The organism is Actinomadura kijaniata NBRC 14229 (genome assembly GCF_001552175.1).
GTDB lineage: Bacteria > Actinomycetota > Actinomycetes > Streptosporangiales > Streptosporangiaceae > Spirillospora > Spirillospora kijaniata.
Genome location: NZ_BCQR01000003.1, coordinates 44,721 through 63,432, shown reverse-complemented (window position 1 = coordinate 63,432; position 18,712 = coordinate 44,721). Strand labels below are relative to the sequence as shown.

Annotated in this window: 12 protein-coding genes and 1 pseudogene; 7 read left to right on the top strand and 6 right to left on the bottom strand. The window is 75.8% G+C overall.

Going from position 1 to position 18,712, the window contains the following annotated elements; genetic code table 11:
- Together AKI01S_RS51535 and AKI01S_RS01175 are read left to right on the top strand one after the other, a co-directional pair.
- A pseudogene (locus AKI01S_RS51535) lies at positions 1 to 977 on the top strand (hypothetical protein); the annotation flags it as partial.
- A gap of 83 nt (positions 978 to 1,060) precedes the next feature.
- The gene (locus AKI01S_RS01175) at positions 1,061 to 2,209 is read left to right on the top strand and encodes a CaiB/BaiF CoA transferase family protein (protein WP_067811276.1); all 1,149 of its coding nucleotides are present in this window, start codon (positions 1,061 to 1,063) and stop codon (positions 2,207 to 2,209) included.
- 42 nt (positions 2,210 to 2,251) lie between these two features.
- Here AKI01S_RS01175 and AKI01S_RS01170 read toward each other — a convergent pair whose 3' ends face one another.
- The gene (locus AKI01S_RS01170; RefSeq protein WP_067811273.1) at positions 2,252 to 2,632 is read right to left on the bottom strand and encodes a cupin domain-containing protein; all 381 of its coding nucleotides are present in this window, start codon (positions 2,630 to 2,632) and stop codon (positions 2,252 to 2,254) included.
- The gene (locus AKI01S_RS01165; RefSeq protein WP_067811271.1) at positions 2,629 to 4,098 is read right to left on the bottom strand and encodes an MFS transporter; all 1,470 of its coding nucleotides are present in this window, start codon (positions 4,096 to 4,098) and stop codon (positions 2,629 to 2,631) included. The genes AKI01S_RS01170 and AKI01S_RS01165 overlap by 4 nt, the downstream gene beginning before the upstream one ends.
- A gap of 79 nt (positions 4,099 to 4,177) precedes the next feature.
- On the opposite strand from AKI01S_RS01165, the gene AKI01S_RS01160 reads away from it, so the two are divergent.
- Positions 4,178 to 4,837, top strand: a complete 660-nt coding sequence (locus AKI01S_RS01160; protein ID WP_067811268.1) for a TetR/AcrR family transcriptional regulator — start codon at positions 4,178 to 4,180, stop codon at positions 4,835 to 4,837.
- Positions 4,838 to 4,849: 12 nt separating this feature from the next.
- Here the strand turns inward: AKI01S_RS01160 and AKI01S_RS01155 are convergent, their stop codons facing one another.
- Positions 4,850 to 5,242, bottom strand: a complete 393-nt coding sequence (locus AKI01S_RS01155) for a hypothetical protein (protein ID WP_067811265.1) — start codon at positions 5,240 to 5,242, stop codon at positions 4,850 to 4,852.
- 164 nt (positions 5,243 to 5,406) lie between these two features.
- On the opposite strand from AKI01S_RS01155, the gene AKI01S_RS01150 reads away from it, so the two are divergent.
- Positions 5,407 to 9,948, top strand: coding sequence for a cation-translocating P-type ATPase (locus tag AKI01S_RS01150; protein WP_067811262.1), 4,542 nt, complete (start codon positions 5,407 to 5,409; stop codon positions 9,946 to 9,948).
- Here the strand turns inward: AKI01S_RS01150 and AKI01S_RS01145 are convergent.
- Positions 9,929 to 11,068, bottom strand: a complete 1,140-nt coding sequence (locus AKI01S_RS01145; RefSeq protein ID WP_067811259.1) for an acyl-CoA dehydrogenase family protein — start codon at positions 11,066 to 11,068, stop codon at positions 9,929 to 9,931. The two genes, AKI01S_RS01150 and AKI01S_RS01145, sit on opposite strands and share 20 nt — an antisense overlap.
- A 133-nt stretch (positions 11,069 to 11,201) precedes the next feature.
- Here AKI01S_RS01145 and AKI01S_RS01140 point away from each other — a divergent pair, with 133 nt between their 5' ends.
- The 3 genes from AKI01S_RS01140 to AKI01S_RS01130 all read left to right on the top strand — a co-directional run bounded on the left by AKI01S_RS01140 (position 11,202) and on the right by AKI01S_RS01130 (position 13,875).
- Positions 11,202 to 12,095, top strand: coding sequence for an expansin EXLX1 family cellulose-binding protein (locus tag AKI01S_RS01140; RefSeq protein WP_067811256.1), 894 nt, complete (start codon positions 11,202 to 11,204; stop codon positions 12,093 to 12,095).
- Between the two features lie 262 nt (positions 12,096 to 12,357).
- Positions 12,358 to 13,071, top strand: coding sequence for a TetR/AcrR family transcriptional regulator (locus AKI01S_RS01135; RefSeq protein ID WP_245681435.1), 714 nt, complete (start codon positions 12,358 to 12,360; stop codon positions 13,069 to 13,071).
- Positions 13,072 to 13,110: 39 nt separating this feature from the next.
- Entirely contained in the window at positions 13,111 to 13,875 is a 765-nt protein-coding gene (locus tag AKI01S_RS01130; protein ID WP_067811251.1) for a hypothetical protein, read from the top strand.
- A 32-nt stretch (positions 13,876 to 13,907) separates the two neighbouring features.
- Here AKI01S_RS01130 and AKI01S_RS01125 read toward each other — a convergent pair whose 3' ends face one another.
- Together AKI01S_RS01125 and AKI01S_RS01120 are read right to left on the bottom strand one after the other, a co-directional pair.
- Positions 13,908 to 16,274 carry an ATP-binding protein gene (locus tag AKI01S_RS01125; protein WP_067811248.1) on the bottom strand — a complete coding sequence of 789 codons (2,367 nt, stop codon included), beginning with the start codon at positions 16,272 to 16,274 and terminating at the stop codon, positions 13,908 to 13,910.
- A gap of 95 nt (positions 16,275 to 16,369) precedes the next feature.
- A complete protein-coding gene (locus AKI01S_RS01120) occupies positions 16,370 to 18,649 on the bottom strand; it encodes an FdhF/YdeP family oxidoreductase (protein ID WP_067811289.1) in 2,280 nt (759 codons plus the stop codon).
- Between the last annotated feature and the right edge of the window lie 63 nt (positions 18,650 to 18,712).

Genomic DNA, 18,712 nt, shown 5'->3' with positions numbered 1-18,712 from the left:
CCCCGCGCCTGGTGACCGCCCCGCCCGACGCGTGGCGGCACACCCCCCGCGACCTGGACGGCTGGCCCGCGCGCGGCGACCTCGCCGGGGACCGGGCGTTCACCGGCCGGGCGCTGGCGGCCTGGGCGGCGCGCGGCACCACCACCCGCGTCGCGCAGCTGCTGTACGCCGGGCGCGTCGGCGGGGAACCGGTCGCGGTGCTGCGCGGCGGCGACCGGATCGCCCGCTACAGCGGGACCAGCGGCGCGCTGGACGTCGTCACCGGCGGGGCCGACCCCGCCGCGCCGGTCGCGCTGGGCGGCGGCCGCTACCTGCTGGCCCCCTGGGACACCGGCGCCACCACGCCCGAGGGACGCGAGGTCGCCGTGCGCGACGGCGTCACCGACCCGGTCACGGCCGGCACCCGCTGCGGGCGCGGCCCGCTGCTGGACCTGGAGGGCGCCGACGGCCGGCGCACCGTCGGCGACCTGGGCGGCGCGCGGCCGGTCGTGCTCGCCCACCGCCCGTCCACCCACCGGGCCGGCGCGCCCGAGCCGCGGCCCGCCCGCCTGAAGCCCGCCGGGCGGCGGCTGTGGGAGCGCCTCGGCTGCCTGCTGCCCCGGCCCGCGCGCCCGGTCACCGAGGCGACGGCCTGGGAGTTCTGGACCGGACGCCTGCCCAAGGGCGGCCCGAAGGCCGGCTGGGTGTGCACGCGGATGACGTTCGCGGGCGGCGGCACCACCGCGCAGGCCACGCTGCTGGCGGGCCGGGAGCACCTGGACACCGGCTGGTGCGACGACCGGCGGCCGGTCAGCGGCACCTGGTGGCGCGACCCCGCCGACCGCCCGCACTACCTGGCCGCCGCCGCGCGGGGCCTGGAGCCCCGGGCCGAGGGGCCGCTGCGCGGGCCGCGCGTGAAGCGCCGCCTGCTGGACGCAGCGCCGGGCGGGAGCGGGGGGACCGACGCCCCCGTCACGCTGACCGCCCGGGAGGACTGACCGCGCCCCGATCGGCCCACCCCGTCAGGAACCGCTTACTTCGATCGGGCACACTGGGGGCACCGATCGAAAGGGGTCGCTGTATGGGCAAGGGTCCGCTGTCGGGAGTGCGGGTGGTCGAGCTGGCCGGGATCGGGCCGGGGCCGTTCGCCGCGATGCTGCTGGCCGACCTCGGCGCCGACGTCATCCGGGTGGACCGCGCCGCCGCGGCGCGGCGCGGCGGGGGGAGGACCGGCGGCACCGACTTCACCAACCGGGGCAAGCGGTCGATCGCCGTCGACCTCAAGAGCGAACGGGGCCGGGAGGTCGTGCTCGCGCTCGTGGAGAGGTCCGACGTGCTGATCGAGGGGTTCCGGCCGGGGGTGACCGAACGGCTCGGGCTCGGCCCCGACGACTGCCTGGCCCGCAACCCGGGGCTCGTCTACGGGCGGATGACCGGATGGGGCCAGCAGGGCGCGCTGTCCAGGAGCGCCGGGCACGACATCGGCTACATCGCCGTCACCGGGGTGCTGCACGCCATCGGCCGCGCGGGCGGGCCGCCCCAGGTGCCGCTGAACCTGCTCGGCGACTTCGCGGGCGGCAGCATGTACCTGGTGGTCGGCGTGCTGGCGGCGTTGCTGGAGTCGAAGATGAGCGGCGAGGGGCAGGTGGTGGACGCGGCGATCGTGGACGGCGCGGCGCACCTGTCCACGTTCATCCACGGTTTCATGGCCGGGGGCATGTGGCGCGACGAACGCGGCGTGAACATGCTCGACACCGGCGCCCCCTGGTACGACGTGTACGAGACCGCCGACGGGAGGCACGTGGCGGTCGGCGCGATCGAGCCGCAGTTCTACGCCGAGTTCCTGGAGCGGCTCGGGCTCGCCGACGCCGACCTGCCCGGCCAGCACGACCACGACGGATGGCCCGAGCTGCGGGAGCGGTTCGCCGCCGCGTTCAAGGCCAGGACGCGCGACGAGTGGGCCGAGGTGTTCCTGCCCGGTGACGCGTGCGTGGCCCCCGTGCTGTCGATGACGGAGGCGGCCACCCACCCCTGGAACACCGAACGCGAGGTGTTCGTGGAACGGGACGGCCACCGCCAGCCCGCCCCCGCGCCGCGCTTCTCCCGCACGCCGGGGGAGACCGACGGCGTCCCGGTGCTGCCGGGCGGGCAGACCCGCGACGTGCTGGCCGACCTCGGCTTCGAGGACGTGGACGCGCTGCTGGAGAGCGGCGCGGTCGTCCAGTCCTGACAGCGCCGGTGGGGCCCGCGCCGCGGGCCCCACCGGCGTCCGTCAGCGGGCCTCCAGACGGGTGCCCTCGCGCAGGGCGACCGTCATCAGGTCGGTCGGGCCGTCCACCTCCAGGCGGTGCCAGCGCCCGCGCGGCACGATCACGGCGGTGCCCTCGGCCAGCGTCGCCGCCTCCTCGTCCCCGCCCTCCTCCAGCGGCCGCAGGAACAGCCGGGCCGAGCCGCGCAGCACCGCGACGACCTCCTCGGCCTCCGGATGCACCTCCCAGTGGTCGGGGTGGGCGTCGGCGAGGCCCTCCAGGCGGAACGCCGCCAGATGCCAGCCGTCCGCGCCGCCGGCCATGCGGCGTTCCCCGGCGGTGACGCTCCGGTCCTCGCGCAGGTACAGCGCCTGCGCGAACAGGTCGATCGGGGTGACGGTCATGAACGAACTCCTTCGGTCTCGGTCTTGGTCTCGGTGCCGGCCCCGGCGGGAGCGGGGAGGTCGGTGGGGGCCGCCGGGACCGCGCGGCGGCGGGAGGGCAGCACGGTGATCGCGACGACGGTCGCCAGCAGGAACAGCGCGGCCGTGACCTGGAGGGCCAGGGCGTAGCCCGCGCTGAGGGCCTGCGGGGTCGCGGCCGCCCCGGTGCGGTCGGCGGCCAGGGTCGCCAGCGCCGCCAGGCCGACGCAGCCGCCGAGCTGGCGGGAGCTGTTGAGGACGCCCGAGGCCGTGCCCGCCTCGCGCGGGGCGACGCCGGTCGTCGCGGCGGCCGCGACCGGCCCCAGGCACAGCCCGAGCCCCACGCTGGCCACCAGCGACGGGCCGAGCACGTCGGAGACGAACCCGCCCGCCGGATCGACCAGCCCGAACCAGACGAAGCCCGCCGTCGCCAGCAGCCCGCCCGGCACCAGCGAGGCGCGCGGCGAGTAGCCCGCGCCGATCCGGGTGGCCAGCGCCACCCCGACCACGGTGCCGAACGAGAACGGCAGGAACGCCGCCCCCGTCGCCGCCGCGCCCATCCCCAGCACCTGCTGCATGTGGAGCGAGACGAAGTAGAACGCCGCGAACTGGCCCGCCGCCGCCAGGAACACGAACGCGTTGGCGCCCGCCACCCACCGGCTCCGCAGCAGCCCCGGCCGCACCAGCGGGGAGGACGACCGGAGCTCCACGGCGGCGAACGCCGCCAGCAGCACCGCCGCCGCGCCCAGCGTGGCGAGCGTGTCCCCGGAGGACCAGCCGACCTGCTCGGTGCGCACCACGCCCAGCACCAGCAGCCCGGCACCGCCGGTCGCCAGCACCGCGCCGGGCACGTCCAGCCGGTCGCGGCGCGTGCCGCGGACGCCCGCCGGGACGGCGGCGGCCAGGGCGAGGGTGAGCGCCACGATCGGCAGGTTGACCAGCATCACCCAGCGCCAGCCCGCGTACTCGGTCAGCAGGCCGCCCGCCAGCACGCCGAGCGCGCCGCCCACCGCGTTCACCCCGCTCCACACCCCAAGCGCCCGCACCCGCGCCGGGCCCTCGGGGAACGCCACCGTCAGCATCGCGAGCGCCGCCGGGGCCAGCGCGGCGGCGGCCACCCCCTGCGCCGCGCGCGCCGCCACGAGCTGCCAGGGGGCCTGCGCCAGCCCGCCGGCCAGGGAGGCCGCGCCGAACGCGACCAGCCCCGCCACGAACAGCCGCCGCCGCCCGAACAGGTCCCCGGCCCGCCCGCCGAGCAGCAGGAACCCGCCGAACGTCAGCGCGTAGGCGTGCACCACCCACGACAGGCCCACCGGCGTGAAGCCGAGGGAGGAGCGGACCGCGGGCAGCGCGACGTTCACCACCGACATGTCGAGCGCCACCAGGAACTGGGCGAGCGAGACCGCCGCCAGGACGGCCCCGGGCCGCCCTCGCATATTTTTGTACATGTATAAAAACTAGCCCGCGACCTCCCCCCGTGTCGAGTCCGGGGTCGAGCACCGGGCCGCGGATGCGCCATCATGGGGCATGCCCAAGACGACGTCAGCCCAGGTGGGACGGCCCCCCAAGTTCTCCCGGGCGGAGATCGTCGCGGCGGCCGGGCGGATCGTGGCGGCCGAGGGCGTGGCGAGGCTGACGATGCGGCGGCTGGCCAGGGAGATCGGCGGCACGCCGATGGCGCTCTACCACCACGTCCGCGACAAGGAGGAGCTGCTGCTCCTGCTGCTGGACGACCACGCCGAGCGGATGCCCCGCCCCGACCTGCCGGACGACCCGCTGGACCGCATCGTCACCGTCGCCGCGGCGATCCGCGACGGGCTGGCCGACTGCCCCTGGATCGTGGAGGTCCTCACCGCCGACGACCTGATGTCGGAGGCGGCGCTGTGGTACGTCGAGCACATCGTGGCCGCCGCCGTCGAGGCCGGGCTGAGCCCCGAGCGGGCCGTCCACGCCTACCGCGCGATCTGGCACTACACGGCGGGCGACCTCATCGTCCGGACGGCCGCCGCCCGGCGGCGGGCGGACGACGAGCGCCCGACCCGCCGCGAGGAGGTCTTCGCGGACCTGGACGCGGTCGCCTACCCCCACCTGGCGCGGGTGGCCGACCGCTGGGAGCCGCTCACCGAGCAGGACACCTACCGGCGCTCCCTGCGGGCCCTGGCCGCGGGCCTGCTGGCGGCGGGCTGAGGGACCGGCGGATCAGGAGGCGGCGGTCTCGCGCTGCGCCTTGGACGGCTTCGGCGCGGCCTGCCCTCCCTCGGTCCGCTTCGGCGCGGCGCCGTGCTCGGGCTCCTGCCGTCCGCCGTAGCGGCGGATCGAGGCGTAGGCGACGCCGATCCCGGCGGCCACCGGCCAGCCGATCGCGCCGCCCGCCGCCAGCACGCCCAGCCCGACGTAGACCGGCAGCCCCTTCTTGGCGGGCAGCACCCGGCCGGCGATCGCGAACGGCGCGGCGGCGGCGTCGACGACCGTCCTGGGGATCGTCACCGTCACCCCTTCCCGCCGTGCCGTCCGCGGCGCCGTCTCCTGCTGCGCCGCGTTCCGCCGGGCCGTCTCCCGTGGCTCGGCGGCCTTGGTGCTCTTGGCGGGCATGGTCCCACCTCCTGGTAGCGAGGACGACGAGGATCCCTACCCCGGATCGGGGTGAACAAGCCGGGAACGATCGGTGAAGAAATTCCTTGTCAGGGCGGGTGTCAGGGCCGCTTCGAGGGGTACTGCCTGAGCGGCAACGACCCCGCTACCGAAGGTGACCCCAGATGGGAATCCTGCGATCGGCCGTGCGCCTGGCCGCCGGAACGGCCGGCACGGTGGCAGGCACCGTGGTGGACGCCCCGCGCCGGGCCGTCCAGGCGCTGCCCGACGCCCTGCCCCGCGTCCCGGTGCCCCGCGTCCCGATCCCGCACGTCTCGATCCCGCACGTCCCGACGCCGCCCAAGCCCCAGATGCCCGACCTGGAAGGGCTCATCGGCCCGCGCACCAAACGGCGGATCTGGTCGAGGAGCGGCCGCGCCTACATCGAGCTGCGCGGCGTCCAGGCGAACCACACGCCCGCCGCCGCCGACCTGCGCACCGCCGCCTCCGCGGCCGTCCGGCGGATGAAGGGCGTGCGGTGGGCCGAGGTCAACGCCGTCACCGGCGAGCTGCTGTGCGTCTTCGACGAGGGCAGGATCTCGCTGGACGCGCTGGTCGAGGCCGTCACCTCGGTGGAGGACGAGCACGGGGTGCCCGACGAGGCGTTCCCGATGCACACCCACCCGGCCGACCAGAACCCGATCACCGCCGAGACGATCGCGCTGGCGTCGGACTGCGCGGCGTTCGCGATGGCCGCGACCGGCCGCTGGGTGCGGTGGCCGAAGCTGCCGCCCGCCGCGCGGCTGGCCCTGGTGTGGGTGGACAACCAGCCCCGGCTGCGCCGCGAGCTGGAGATCCGGCTCGGCCCGCACGGGGCCGACCTGATGCTGGCCGTCGGCAACGCCGTCCTGCACGGCCTGACCCAGGAGCCCGCCGCGCTGGCGGTCGACGCCGTGCACCGGGGCGTGCTGCTCACCGAGCTGACCGCCCGCCGGGCCGCCTGGTGCCGGTGGGAGGAGGAGCTGTGCGCGCCGGGCCTGCCCGCCGAGGCCCCGCAGCGCGCCGACCGCCCCCGGCCCCTGCCCGACGGACCGGTGGAGCGCTGCGGCGACCGCACCGCGCTGGCCGCGATGCTCGGCGCGGGCGGGCTGCTGGCCGCCAACCGCGACCCGGGCGCGGCCGCCGACCTGATGCTGACGATGGTGCCCAAGGCCGCGCGGCTGGGCCGGGCCGGGTTCGCCGCCATCCTCGACCGGGAGATGGCCCGGATCGGGGTGGTGCCGCTGGACGGCTCCGCCTACCGGCGCCTGGACCGGATCGACACGGTCGTGGTGGACTCGCGCGCCCTGTGCGGGGAGGCGCTGGAGATCCTGTCCGCCGACGACGCCGCCACCTGGCGGGTCGCGGCCCGGCTGCTGCGGCGCGACCCGGAGATGGAGGGCGTGCCCGACCGCGACGGCCGCAAGCTGGAACGCCTCGACGACCGTCCCCCCGAGCATCCCGAGGGCACGCGGCTGCGGGTGTGGAACGACGACGGCACCGCGCTCGGCGAGGTCGTCGTCGGACGGCGGCTGGAACCGCTCGCCGAGGCCGTCCTCTCCGCCGCCCGCGACGGCGACACCCAGGTGCTGCTGACCCGCAACGCCTCCACCGCCGACCTGCGCGCGCAGGTCGACGACGTGCTGGACGCCGAGGTGCCGCTCGTCGACCACGTCCGCGACCTGCAACGCGACGGCCGGGGCGTCGCCCTGGTGACCGTCGAGGACGAGGACGCCGCGCTCGCCGCCGACGTCGGGATCGGCGTCCTCGGCGGGCGGTCGGTCTCCTGGGGCGCCGACCTGGTCTGCACCGGCGGGCTCGCGCAGGTGTGGCGGCTGCTGTCCGCGATCCCCGTCGCCCACGAGGCCAGCGAACGCGCCGTGCGGCTGTCGGCGGGCGGCACCTCGCTGGGCGCGCTGCTGGTGCTGACCCAGCGCCGGTCGCAGTCGCCGTTGAAGCTGGCCCCGGTCCAGGGCGCGGCGCTGTCGGCGCTGGTCGGCGGGGTCGTGACGGCGCGGCGGCTGGCCTCACGGCCCCTGCCCGCGCCGATGCCGCGCGTCCCCTGGCACGCCCTGGACCCCGAGTCGGCGGTCGAGCAGGCGATGCGGCTGCGCCCCGGCGACGAGGAGGAGGAACGCCCCCGGCGCCACCGCGTCCGGTCGGCGCGCCCGGTGCGGGCCGCCACCGACCTCGCCCGCGCCGTCGGCCACGAACTCCAGGACCCCCTGACCCCGGTCCTGGTGCTGGGCGCGGCGGCCTCCGCCGTCGTCGGCTCCGGCGTGGACGCCGCGCTGGTCGGCGGCGTCATGGCGGGCAACGCCGTCATCAGCGGCGTGCAGCACGCCCGCGCCGAACGGGCGCTGCGCGGCCTGCTGCTCGGCCAGCGCCCGCCCGCCCGCCGCGTGGACGCCGCCCCCGACGACCTGCCGCCGATCCAGAACGGCAACGGCTGGGAGCGCTGCCAGACCCTGCCCGCCGAGAGGCTGCGCCCCGGCGACATCATCGCCGTCGGCCCCTCCGACGTGGTGCCCGCCGACGCCCGCCTGCTGGCCGCCGAGGGCCTGGAGGTCGACGAGGCGAGCCTGACCGGCGAGTCGCTGCCGGTCGGCAAGTCGCTGGAGGCGGTGCCGGGCGCCGACCTCGCCGACCGCAGCTGCATGATCTTCGAGGACACCACCGTGCTCACCGGCCGCGGGTACGCCGTGGTCGTGGCGACCGGCCCGGCCACCCAGGCGGGCCGCGCCGCCGTGCTGGCCGGGCGCGGCGCGGCCCCGACCGGCGTGCAGGCCCAGCTCAACGAGGTCACCCGGATCGCGTTGCCGCTGACCGGCGCCAGCGGCGCGCTGGTCAGCCTGCTCGGCCTGGTGCGGGGCGTGTCGATGCGGCAGGCGATCTCCTCCGGGGTCGCGGTCGCCGTCGCCGCCGTCCCCGAGGGGCTGCCGCTGGTCGCGACCGTCGCGCAGCTCGCCGCCGCCCGCCGCCTGTCCAAGCGCGGCGTGCTGGTCCGCTCGTCGCGGACGCTCGGCACGATGGGCCGCGTCGACACCCTGTGCTTCGACAAGACCGGCACCCTCACCGAGGGGCGGCTGAAGCTCAGCCGCGTCAGCGGCCCCGGCCGCGAGGTGGAGGTGGACAGCGCGCTCGGGCGGCGCGTCCTCACCGCCGCCTTCCGCGCCTGCCCGCAGGGCCCGATCGAGACGGTGAAGCACGCCACCGACCGCGCCGTGATCGAGGCCGCCGAACGCCACCTGGACGGCGACCCCGGATGGGAGCTGCTGCACGAGACGCCGTTCGAGCCGAGCCGGGGGTTCGCCGCGGCGACCGGCCGCGACGGCGACACCCCCTACGTCGCGGTGAAGGGCGCCCCCGAGGCGATCCTGCCGCGCTGCCACCGCGTCGCGGAGGGCAAGGGCACCAAGCCGCTCACCGACGAGCGCCGCGCCAAGGCCCGCGAGGCCGAACGGAGCCTCGCCGGGCGCGGCCTGCGCGTGCTGGCCGTCGCCGAGGCCCGCCCCGGCGACCTCGACGAGGTCGAGAAGCTGGGGGAGACCGTCGAGCTGGTGCTGCTGGGGTTCGTCGGCATCGCCGACCCGCTGCGCCCCGGCGCCGCCGAGGCGATCACGACCCTCGCCGACGCGGGCATCCGCGTCGCGATGATCACCGGGGACCATCCCGAGACCGCCCGCGCCATCGCCGCCGAGCTCGGCATCGCCACCTCGGACGACGACGTGATGACCGGCGCGGAGCTGGACCGGCTCAGCGAGCGCGAGCGCATCGAGCGCATCCCCCGCACCAGCGTGTTCGCCCGCGTCACGCCCGAGCACAAGGTCGGCATCGTCAAGGCGCTGCGGCGCTCGGGCCGCGTGGTCGCGATGACCGGCGACGGCGCCAACGACGCCGCCGCGATCCGGCTGGCCGACGTCGGGATCGGGCTGACCTCCGGGGACTCGCGCGCCGCGCCGTCGGCCGCCGACCTGATCCTGCCCGGCGGCGACCTGCCCGGCATCGTGGCGGCGCTGCTGGAGGGCCGCACCCTGTGGGAGAGCGTCCGCAACGCCGTGTCGATCCTGGTCGGCGGGAACGCGGGCGAGATCGCGTTCACCGTCTACGGCACCGCGCTGGGCGGCAAGGCCCCGCTGAGCACCCGGCAGCTGCTGCTGGTCAACACGCTGACCGACATGCTCCCCGCGCTGGCGGTGGCGCTGGCCCCGCCCGGCGGCGACGACGAGCGGCCGCCCGGCCGCGGCACCCTCGGCGACCCGCTGCGCGACGCGATCGCGCTGCGCGGCGTGGTCACCGCGCTCGGCGCGATCATGGCCTGGCAGGCGGGCCGGTTCACCGCCCTGCCGGTCGCGCGCGGGGCCCGCGCCGGGACGATGGGCCTGGCCGCGCTGGTGCTGACCCAGCTGCTCCAGACGTTGCAGACCGGCTGGCGCAGCCCGTGGGTGGTGGCCACGTGCGCGGCGTCGCTGGTGGTGCTGGCCGCCGTGATCGAGACGCCGGGCGTCAGCACGTTCTTCGGCTGCGTCCCGCTGGGACCGGTGGCCTGGGCCCAGGTCGTGGCCGCGTCCGGGACGGCCACCGCGCTGGGCGTGCTCGCCCCCCGCGTGCCGGTGCCGGAGTCGGTGTCGAAGGTGATCGACAAGGCGTGGGCCCGGGCCGCCGACCTCACAGGCAGAGGCGCTTAGCGACGATCTCGTTCATGATCTCGTTGGTGCCGCCGCCGATGCCGAGGATGCGCGCGTCCCGGTAGTGGCGTTCCACCTCCGACTCGCGCATGTAGCCCATGCCGCCGTGCAGCTGCACCGCCTCGTGCACGACGTGCTCCACGCACCGCACCGCGGTGTTCTTGGCGAACGCCGTCTCGGTCAGCACGTCCTCGCCCGCCACGTACCGCTCGGCGACGTGGCGGGTGTAGGCGCGGGCGACGTCCACCCGCCGGGCCATCTCGGCGATCTTGTGCCGGACCAGCTGCCGCGACGACAGGGGGCGGCCGAACGTCTCGCGCGTCCGCACCCACTCCAGCGTCAGGTCCAGGCAGCGCTGGGCGGTCGCGTACGCCTGCACGGCCAGCGACAGGCGTTCGGTGACGAAGTGCTGCACGATCTGGAGGAAACCGGAGTCCTCCGCGCCGACCAGGTTCGCCACCGGGACGCGCGCGTCGGTGAACGACAGCTCGGCGGTGTCGGAGCACAGCCAGCCCATCTTGTCGAGCGCGCGCGACACCGTGAAGCCGGGCGTGCCCCTCTCGACGACCAGCAGCGAGATGCCGCCGACGCCGGGCCCGCCGGTGCGCACCGCCGTGGTCACGAAGTCGGCCCGCACGCCGGAGGTGATGAACAGCTTGGAGCCGTTGACGACGTAGTGGTCGCCGTCGCGGACGGCGGTGGTGCGGATGCCCGCCACGTCCGACCCGGTGTCGGGCTCGGTGATCCCCAGCGCGCCGATCATCTCCCCGGCCAGCGTGGGCCGTGCGAACCGGTCGATCAGCGCGGCGTCGCCGGAGGCGATGATGTGCGGCAGCGCGATGCCGTGGGTGAACAGCGACGCCACCACCCCGCCGGAGCCGCCCGCGCCGATCAGCTCCTCCGCGACGATCAGCGCGTCCAGCGGGTCGCCGCCCGAACCGCCCGCCTCCTCGGGGAACCCCGCCCCCAGCAGCCCGGCCGCGGCGGCCCTGCGGTGCAGGTCGCGGGGGAGCTCCCCGGCCCGCTCCCAGTCCGGCAGGAACGGCACGACCTCCTTGGCCGTGAACTCGCGGACCAGCTCGCGCAGCGCCGTGCGCTCGGGGGTGTTCCAGGGACCCATCGCAAGACCTCCCCATATCAGAATCGGATTCGGAATCTAACAGTGGCGGCCGGGTCGGCGACAGGCGGTAACACTCTCCGTGGCGAACTGATTACCAGTGGGGACCGGTTGCGGTCCGGCACGGGGGTGGGCCATGCACGCGACGCCACGACGCGGACCGAAACGGCACTGGCTCTGGGCGCTGCTGTCGCTGGCGGTGATCGCGGCGCTGGCGTTCGGGGCGGTCCGGCTCCAGGCGGACGCGTGCGCGGCGGTCCCCCCGGCCGGGCGCGACCCCGGCCCGGCGGGGAGCGGCACGGCCGTCCACCACCGGGAGTGGTCGGAGGTGCTGTGCTCGCTGGGCCCCCTTCCCGAGGACGGGGCGTACGTCTCGCTGGCGTCGGCGACGTTCGGCCGGGCGGAGTGGTGCGGCTCGTACCTGGAGGTGCGCGGGCCGCGCGGCGCGGTCCGGGCGATGGTCGTGGACCGCTGCCGGGGCTGCGGCACCGACCGCGTCGGCCTCAGTGAACGCGCCTTTGCCCGGGTCGCCGGGGACGCCGGGAGGGGCGTGGTCGCCGTCCGCTGGCGCCCGCTGCGCGACCCGGCCCCGGCCGGGCGGCTGGCGTTCCGCGTCAAGCCCGGCTCGTCGGCGCAGTGGCTGGGGCTGCTGGTCACCGGGCACGGCAACCCGCTGACCCGCGTCGAGGTCGCGACGCCCGGCGGATGGCGGGGGCTGCGGCGCGGCGGGGACAACCACTGGGTGGGGACCGGCGTCGGGGGCGGCCCGTTCACCGTGCGGGTCGCCGACCGCCACGGACACCGCGCGGTGGTGCGCGGTGTCGGGCTGCGCCCCGGCACCGTCCAGCGCACCCGAACCCGCCTGTACGACCGTCCCCGACCGGCGCGCGCCCGCCCGTCACCGTCCCCGATCCCGACCGCGACACCCGTGACGCCCCCACCACCCCCGACCCTCACGCCACGCAAGCACACACCCCCGCCACTCACCCGAACCACACCAACAACACCCCCCACCAACCCCTGCCACTGAACACCACCCGCGCTGGTCATCCGGACCACGCCGACGATGCGTCCGACCCCTGCCGGTGAGCGCCACCCGCGCCGTCCGCGTATGCGCCCGGACCACACCAACGATGTCTCCCGCCGACCCTTGCCGGTGAACGCCACCCGCGCCGCGCGAGTACGTGCCCCTGCCGTGCGTCCGGGTCGCGTCGATGACGTTTTCCGGTTCCTGTGGGTGGGGCCGTCACCTCGTATAACGGATGTTCCGCTGCCTCTGTAGCATCGATGTCGTGACCGCCGCCAAGGACGCCGACACCCGTGAACGGATCATCCAGGCCGCCGCCCGCCTGCTCGCGGACGCCGGGGGAGAGCCGGTGTCCACGCGCGCCGTCTGCCAGGCCGCCGGGGTCGGGGCCCCGACGCTGTACCACCACTTCGGCGACAAGCGGGGCCTGTTCGACGCGGTCGCGGCCTACGGGTTCGAGCGCTACCTGAGCGGCAAGCGCGCGCAGGAGCCCACCGGCGACCCCGTGGAGGACCTGCGGCGCGGCTGGGACCTGCACGTGGAGTTCGGCCGCACCAACCCGGAGTTCTACGCCCTGATGTACGGCAGTGGCCACACGCCGCCCGCCGCGCGGGAGGCGTACGCCCTCCTGCTCGGCCTGATCGAGGCGGTGGCGCGCGCCGGACGGCTGCGGGTGCCGGTCGGGACCGCCGCCCGCATGGTGGGGGCCGCGAGCGTCGGCGTCACCCTGGACCTGATCAAGGACCCGGAGGCGGACGCGGAGGTCTCGGCCCGTACCCGTGAGGCGGTGCTGACCGCCATCGCGCTGCCCTCCGACGAGGGCGGCGACGGCACCGACGGGGCGCCCGGCGGCCCGGCGACGGCCGCCCGCGCGGTCGCGCTGCGCGCCGCCCTGGCCGCCGACCCCTCCCCGGTGCTGACCGGCGCCGAGTCCGCGCTGCTGGGGGAGTGGCTGGAAAGGCTCGCCACCGCGCGTTAGTGTCCCGACCAAGCATCTGCTTGGCTAACGGGAGGCGTCGTGCACCGTGGGATCCATCTGCTCGAAGAGGTCGAGTTCCATCCGATGAACTCGCGGCGCCCGCTGGAGTACCTGCGGCGGCTCACCGCCTACAAGCGCGAGGACGACGCGCGGGCCGCCGGGGACGCCGAGCTCACCTCCGGCCTGTCGGTCCGCTCCCGCGAGATCGACCTGGTGGGCGCGTTCTACGCCGTGGGCATCACCGGGCACCCGCAGTTCAAGGTCGTCACGCTGTGGGACTGCCACGGCGGCTGGGACGGCGGCTGGCGGCAGATGCTCCAGATCTACGAGGACGTGCGGGCCAACCTGTTCCTGTCCGACCTCGACGACCTGCGCTTCGGCGCGTTCTCCCGCCCGCTCGGCTCGGCCCCCGGCGCGCCGCCGCTCGCCGGTCTGGTGGCCGAGGGCTACGCCGCGCCGCTGTACCTGTTCGAGAGCGCGCGGGTCCGCCCCGGCGCGGCCCTGGACTACCTGGCCGCCGTACGGGAGGAGCGCGCCCCGGTGCTGGCCGAGTACGGCCACCGTCTCGTCGGCGCCTACGAGGTGCAGTTCTGCGACACCGAGGCCGTCACGCTCTGGGGCACCGACATCGACTCCCACCTGCGGGTGCAGCGCGCCCGCGACGCCGCCCTCGGCATGGACGACGGGGTGCCCGCCGACCACCGGCTGCTGACCTGGCGCAAGCGCGCCCGCGTGTTCCTGGAGGGCCCCTGGCGCGAGACGCTGCTCAGCCCCTATCCGGGCAGCAAGCTCGCCCCGCGCTAGCCGGTCAGCACGGGCCGGTCGGCACGGGCCGTTCAGCGCGGGACGGAGCCGTCCGGCGACTCCGACGCCCAGGCGACGATCTCCGCGCGGGACGACAGGCCGAGCTTGGTCAGGATGTGGGCGACGTGCGCGTCCACGGTGCGCTTGCCGAGGCCGAGGCGGTCGGCGATGGCGCGGTTGGACAGGCCCTCCCCGGCCAGCGCGGCGACCTGGCGTTCGCGCAGGTTGAGCGGTTCGCGGGCGTGCCGGGGGATCGGGGCGGGCGGCGCGCCGCGCGCCAGCGCGATCGCCTCGGCGATCGACATCTCGGTGCCGCGCCGCTTGGCCGCCAGGAACCGGTCCTCGGGCATGCGCTTGCGCAGCGCCTTCTCCGACATCGCGCGCCGCTCCATGTAGTGCGGCCCGTACTGGAGGGACGCGCCGAGCGCGCGCCACATGCGCTCGGTCGCGCCCAGCAGCATCGCGGCCTGCTCGTGGTCGCCGCGCACCACCGGGTCGGGGGTCAGCAGGTCCAGGGCCAGGGTGATGCCGAGCTGGTCGCCGAGCCGCTCCTTGATCTTCAGGCAGGCGCGCAGGTCGGCGACCGCCTCCCGGTGGCGGTTCAGCCACCACAGCGCCGCGCCGCGCGCGTACAGGGCGAACGAGTGGTTCCACTGCTCGCCGGTCGCCTGGCCGCGCCGCACCGTCTCCTCGGCGAGGGCGAGGGCCTCGTCGTCCTTGCTCTGCAGGAGCAGGACCGTGGACAGGTGCGGGCCGGTCAGCAGCGCGAGGGGATCGCGGTAGCCGTGCGCGTCGAACGCCGCCCGCGCCTCCTCCAGCCGCTTCTGCGCGCCCGGCAGGTCGCCCTCGAACAGCGCGATCAGGCCCAGCACGTGGACGGCGTGCGCCCGCAGGTCCGGGTCGGCGGAGTCCAGCGCGGCGGCGACCAGCGTCCGGGCCTGCTCCGCCTCGCCCTGCTGCACGGCGATCATCGCGGCGAAGCAGTCCAGCCGGGCCGCCTCGGGCCACGCCGCCTCCGGCCCGGCGCCGGGCCCGCCCTCGGCGGCGACGACGGCGGCCTCGCGGGCCCGTTCGTGCCAGCGGCGGGCCTCCCCGAACAGGCCCAGGCACATCCAGTAGTGCTGGAGCGTCATCGTCAGGTGCAGCCCGGCGGCCTGCTCGCCGGGCTCCGACAGCGAGTACTCCAGCGCGACCCGCAGGTTGGCGTTCTCGGCGCGCAGCCGGGTCAGCCAGCCCACCTGGTCGCCGTACAGGGCGGCGGCGCGGGACTGCTCGGCCAGGTCCAGGTAGTGGTCGCGGTGGCGGCGGCGCAGGTCGACGGCGTCGGGCTGCTCCGCCAGGCGTTCGGCGCCGTACTCGCGGATGGTGTCGAGCATCCGGTACCGGTCGTCGGCGGGCCCGCCGTTGCCGGCGGCGCCGCGCTCGCACAGGACGATCGACTTCTCCACCAGGCGGCCCAGGACGTCCAGCAGCTCCATGGCGTCCAGGCCCGGCCCGGCGCACACGGCCTCGGCGGCCGCCAGGTCGAAGTCGCCGGGGAACACCGACAGCCGCGCCCACAGCAGCCGCTCCTCGGGCGTGCACAGCTCGTGGCTCCACTCGATCGCCGCGCGCAGCGTGCGGTGCCGGTCCTGCGCGGCGCGGGCGGTGCCGAGCAGCCGGAACCGGTCGTCGACGCGGGCCAGCAGCCGCTCCACCGACATGCTGCGCAGCCGCACCGCCGCCAGCTCGATCGCCAGCGGGATGCCGTCCAGGCGGTGGCACAGCCGCGTCACGGCCGGGCGGTTCTCGGGGGTGAGGACGAAACCCGCCATCGCCTCGGCGCGGTCGGCGAACAGCGTGACCGCGTCGCCCTCGTCGGCGTCGCCGTCCGGCACGGGCCCGCCGTCCGGGCAGGGCACCGGCAGCGGCGGGATGACGAGGTTGTGCTCGCCCATCACGTCCAGCGGCTCGCGGCTGGTGGCCAGGATCCGCAGCCGGGGCGCGGTGCGCAGCAGCACCTCGGCGAGGCGGGCGCAGTCCTCGATCAGGTGCTCGCAGGTGTCCAGGACGAGCAGCAGTTCCTTGTCCGACAGGTGGTCGGCGAGCCGTTCCACCTGCGAACCGGCGGACTGGCCGGGCAGGTGCAGCGCGTCGGCGACGGTGCGCGGCAGCAGCTGGGGCTCGCGCAGCGCCGACAGCTCCACCAGCCACGCCCCGTCGGCGAACGACCGGTGCAGGTCGGCGGCGAGCCGCACCGCCAGCCGCGTCTTGCCGACCCCGCCGACCCCGGTCAGCGTCAGCAGCCGCGACCGGGCCAGCACGCGCCGCGCCTCGGCGAGCTCCGCGCGACGGCCGACGAACCGGGTCACCTCGGCGGGCAGATTCCCGCCGCGCGTGCGCTCGGCCAGCGCCGTCACGGGTCACCTCGCTCGGTACGGGGGTACCTCCCTCTCGGCTCCCATCGTATGACGCGGGTCACACCCCGGTGGGGTGAGTCGCGGGGACGACCTCGTCACCCGGTGGGTTCCAGCCTGACCACAATCGACTTGGAGGTGGGCGTGTTGGAGATCTCGGCGGTGCTGTCCAGGGGGACCAGCACGTTGGTCTCGGGGAAGTAGGCCGCCGCGCAGCCCCGCGCGGTGGGATAAGAGATGATCCGGAAGCCGGGGGCGCGGCGCTCCACGCCGTCGGACCACTCCGACACCAGGTCCACCGTGCCGCCGTCGGCCAGGCCGAGCGCCGCCAGGTCGTCGGGGTGGACGAACACCACCCGGCGGCCCGCCTTCACGCCCCGGTACCGGTCGTCCATGCCGTAGACGGTGGTGTTGTACTGGTCGTGGCTGCGGACCGTCTGCAGGATCAGGCGGCCCTCGGGGACGCGCAGCACCTCCAGCTCGTTGACCGTCAGGTTCGCCCTGCCGGTGGCGGTGGGGAAACGGCGCTCGTCGCGGGGCGCGTGCGGCAGGACGAACCCCTCGGGGCGGCGGACGCGGGCGTTGTAGTCCGCGAAGCCGGGGACGACGCGGGACACGTGGTCGCGGATCACGTCGTAGTCGCGTTCGAACGCGTCCCAGTCCACCGGCGAGTCCTTGAGCGTCGCCCGCGCCAGCCCGCACACGATCGCGACCTCCGACCGCAGGTGCGGCGAGGCCGGTTCCAGGCGGCCCCGCGAGGCGTGGACCATGCCCATCGAGTCCTCCACCGACACGAACTGCTCGCCGGACGCCTGGAGGTCGCGTTCGGTGCGGCCCAGCGTCGGCAGGATCAGCCCGATCTCGCCGGTGACCGCGTGCGAGCGGTTCAGCTTGGTCGACACGTGGGCGGTGAGGCGGCAGCGGCGCATCGCGGCCTCGGTGACCGCCGAGTCGGGGGTGGCGCGCACGAAGTTGCCGCCCATCCCCAGGAACACCCTCGCCCTTCCGTCGCGCATCGCGCGGATCGCGTCCACGGTGTCCAGGCCGTGCTCGCGCGGCGGCTCGAACCCGAACTCCCCGGCCAGCGCGTCCAGGAACGCCGCGCTCGGCCGCTCGAAGATCCCCATGGTGCGGTCGCCCTGCACGTTGGAGTGGCCGCGCACCGGGCACACGCCCGCGCCGGGACGGCCGATGTTGCCGCGCAGCAGCAGGAAGTTGACGATCTCGCGGATGGTGGGGACGGCGTTGCGGTGCTGGGTCAGGCCCATCGCCCAGCACACCACGATCCGCTTCGCCGCCAGCACGTCGCCGAGCGTCGCGGCGATCTCGCCCCGGGTCAGGCCGGTCGCCTCCAGCACCAGGTCCCAGTCCACCGCCCGCGCGTGCGCGGCGAACTCCTCGAACCCGTGGGTGTGCTCGGCGAGGAACCCCCGGTCGATCGCGTCCGGGTCGTCGGACTCCAGCAGCATCCTGTTCAGGGCCTGGAACAGCGCGAGGTCGCCGTTCACCCGGATCTGGAGGAACCGGTCGGCGAGCTGGGTGCCGCGCCCGACCACCCCGGAGGGCACCTGCGGGTTCCTGAACCGCAGCAGGCCCGCCTCCGGCAGCGGGTTGACCGCCACCACCCGCGCGCCCGCCTTCTTGGCCTTCTCCAGCGCCGACAGCATCCGGGGGTGGTTGGTGCCGGGGTTCTGCCCCACCACGAAGATCAGGTCGGCCCGGTACAGGTCCTCCAGCAGCACCGATCCCTTGCCGATCCCGATCGTCTCGGTCAGCGCCGACCCCGAGGACTCGTGGCACATGTTCGAGCAGTCCGGCAGGTTGTTGGTGCCGAACGCGCGCACGAACAGCTGGTAGGCGAACGCCGCCTCGTTGCTGGTGCGGCCCGAGGTGTAGAACACCGCCTCGTCGGGGGAGGCCAGGGCGTTCAGCTCGGTCCCCAGCAGCCCGAACGCCTCGTCCCACGCGATCGGCTCGTAGTGCTCCGAGCCGGGCCGCCGCACCATCGGCTCGGTCAGCCGGCCCTGCTGCCCCAGCCAGTGGTCGGTGCGCTCGGCCAGCTCGGCGACGGTGTGCCGGGCGAAGAACTCCCGCGTGATCCGCCGGGTGGTGGCCTCCTCGGCCACGGCCTTGGCGCCGTTCTCGCAGAACTCGGCCGCGTGCCGGTGGTCGGGCTCGGGCCAGGCGCAGCCGGGGCAGTCGAACCCGTCCTTCTGGTTGACGCGCAGCAGCGTCAGCGCGGTGCGGCGCACGCCCATCTGCGCGTAGGAGTCCCGGAGCGCGACCGCGACGCCGGGCACCCCGGCCGCCCACTGCTTGGGCTTGGTGACCTCCAGCCCGGAGTCGTCGAAGTCCTCGCGCGGCGCCTCACGGCCCATCGTCGCCTCCACCCCTGATCACGACGTTCCCGCCCGTCGTGCCCGCTGCTCGTACCTGCTCCT

What these genes read in the sequence shown, in the direction of transcription:
- AKI01S_RS01170 (WP_067811273.1), bottom strand. Translation starts at nt 2,632, where the DNA reads ATGACCGTCACCCCGATCGACCTGTTCGCGCAGGCGCTGTACCTGCGC.
- AKI01S_RS01155 (WP_067811265.1), bottom strand. Translation starts at nt 5,242, where the DNA reads ATGCCCGCCAAGAGCACCAAGGCCGCCGAGCCACGGGAGACGGCCCGG.
- AKI01S_RS01160 (WP_067811268.1), top strand. Translation starts at nt 4,178, where the DNA reads ATGCCCAAGACGACGTCAGCCCAGGTGGGACGGCCCCCCAAGTTCTCC.
- AKI01S_RS01140 (WP_067811256.1), top strand. Translation starts at nt 11,202, where the DNA reads ATGCACGCGACGCCACGACGCGGACCGAAACGGCACTGGCTCTGGGCG.
- AKI01S_RS01175 (WP_067811276.1), top strand. Translation starts at nt 1,061, where the DNA reads ATGGGCAAGGGTCCGCTGTCGGGAGTGCGGGTGGTCGAGCTGGCCGGG.
- AKI01S_RS01145 (WP_067811259.1), bottom strand. Translation starts at nt 11,068, where the DNA reads ATGGGTCCCTGGAACACCCCCGAGCGCACGGCGCTGCGCGAGCTGGTC.
- AKI01S_RS01165 (WP_067811271.1), bottom strand. Translation starts at nt 4,098, where the DNA reads ATGTACAAAAATATGCGAGGGCGGCCCGGGGCCGTCCTGGCGGCGGTC.
- AKI01S_RS01120 (WP_067811289.1), bottom strand. Translation starts at nt 18,649, where the DNA reads ATGGGCCGTGAGGCGCCGCGCGAGGACTTCGACGACTCCGGGCTGGAG.
- AKI01S_RS01150 (WP_067811262.1), top strand. Translation starts at nt 5,407, where the DNA reads ATGGGAATCCTGCGATCGGCCGTGCGCCTGGCCGCCGGAACGGCCGGC.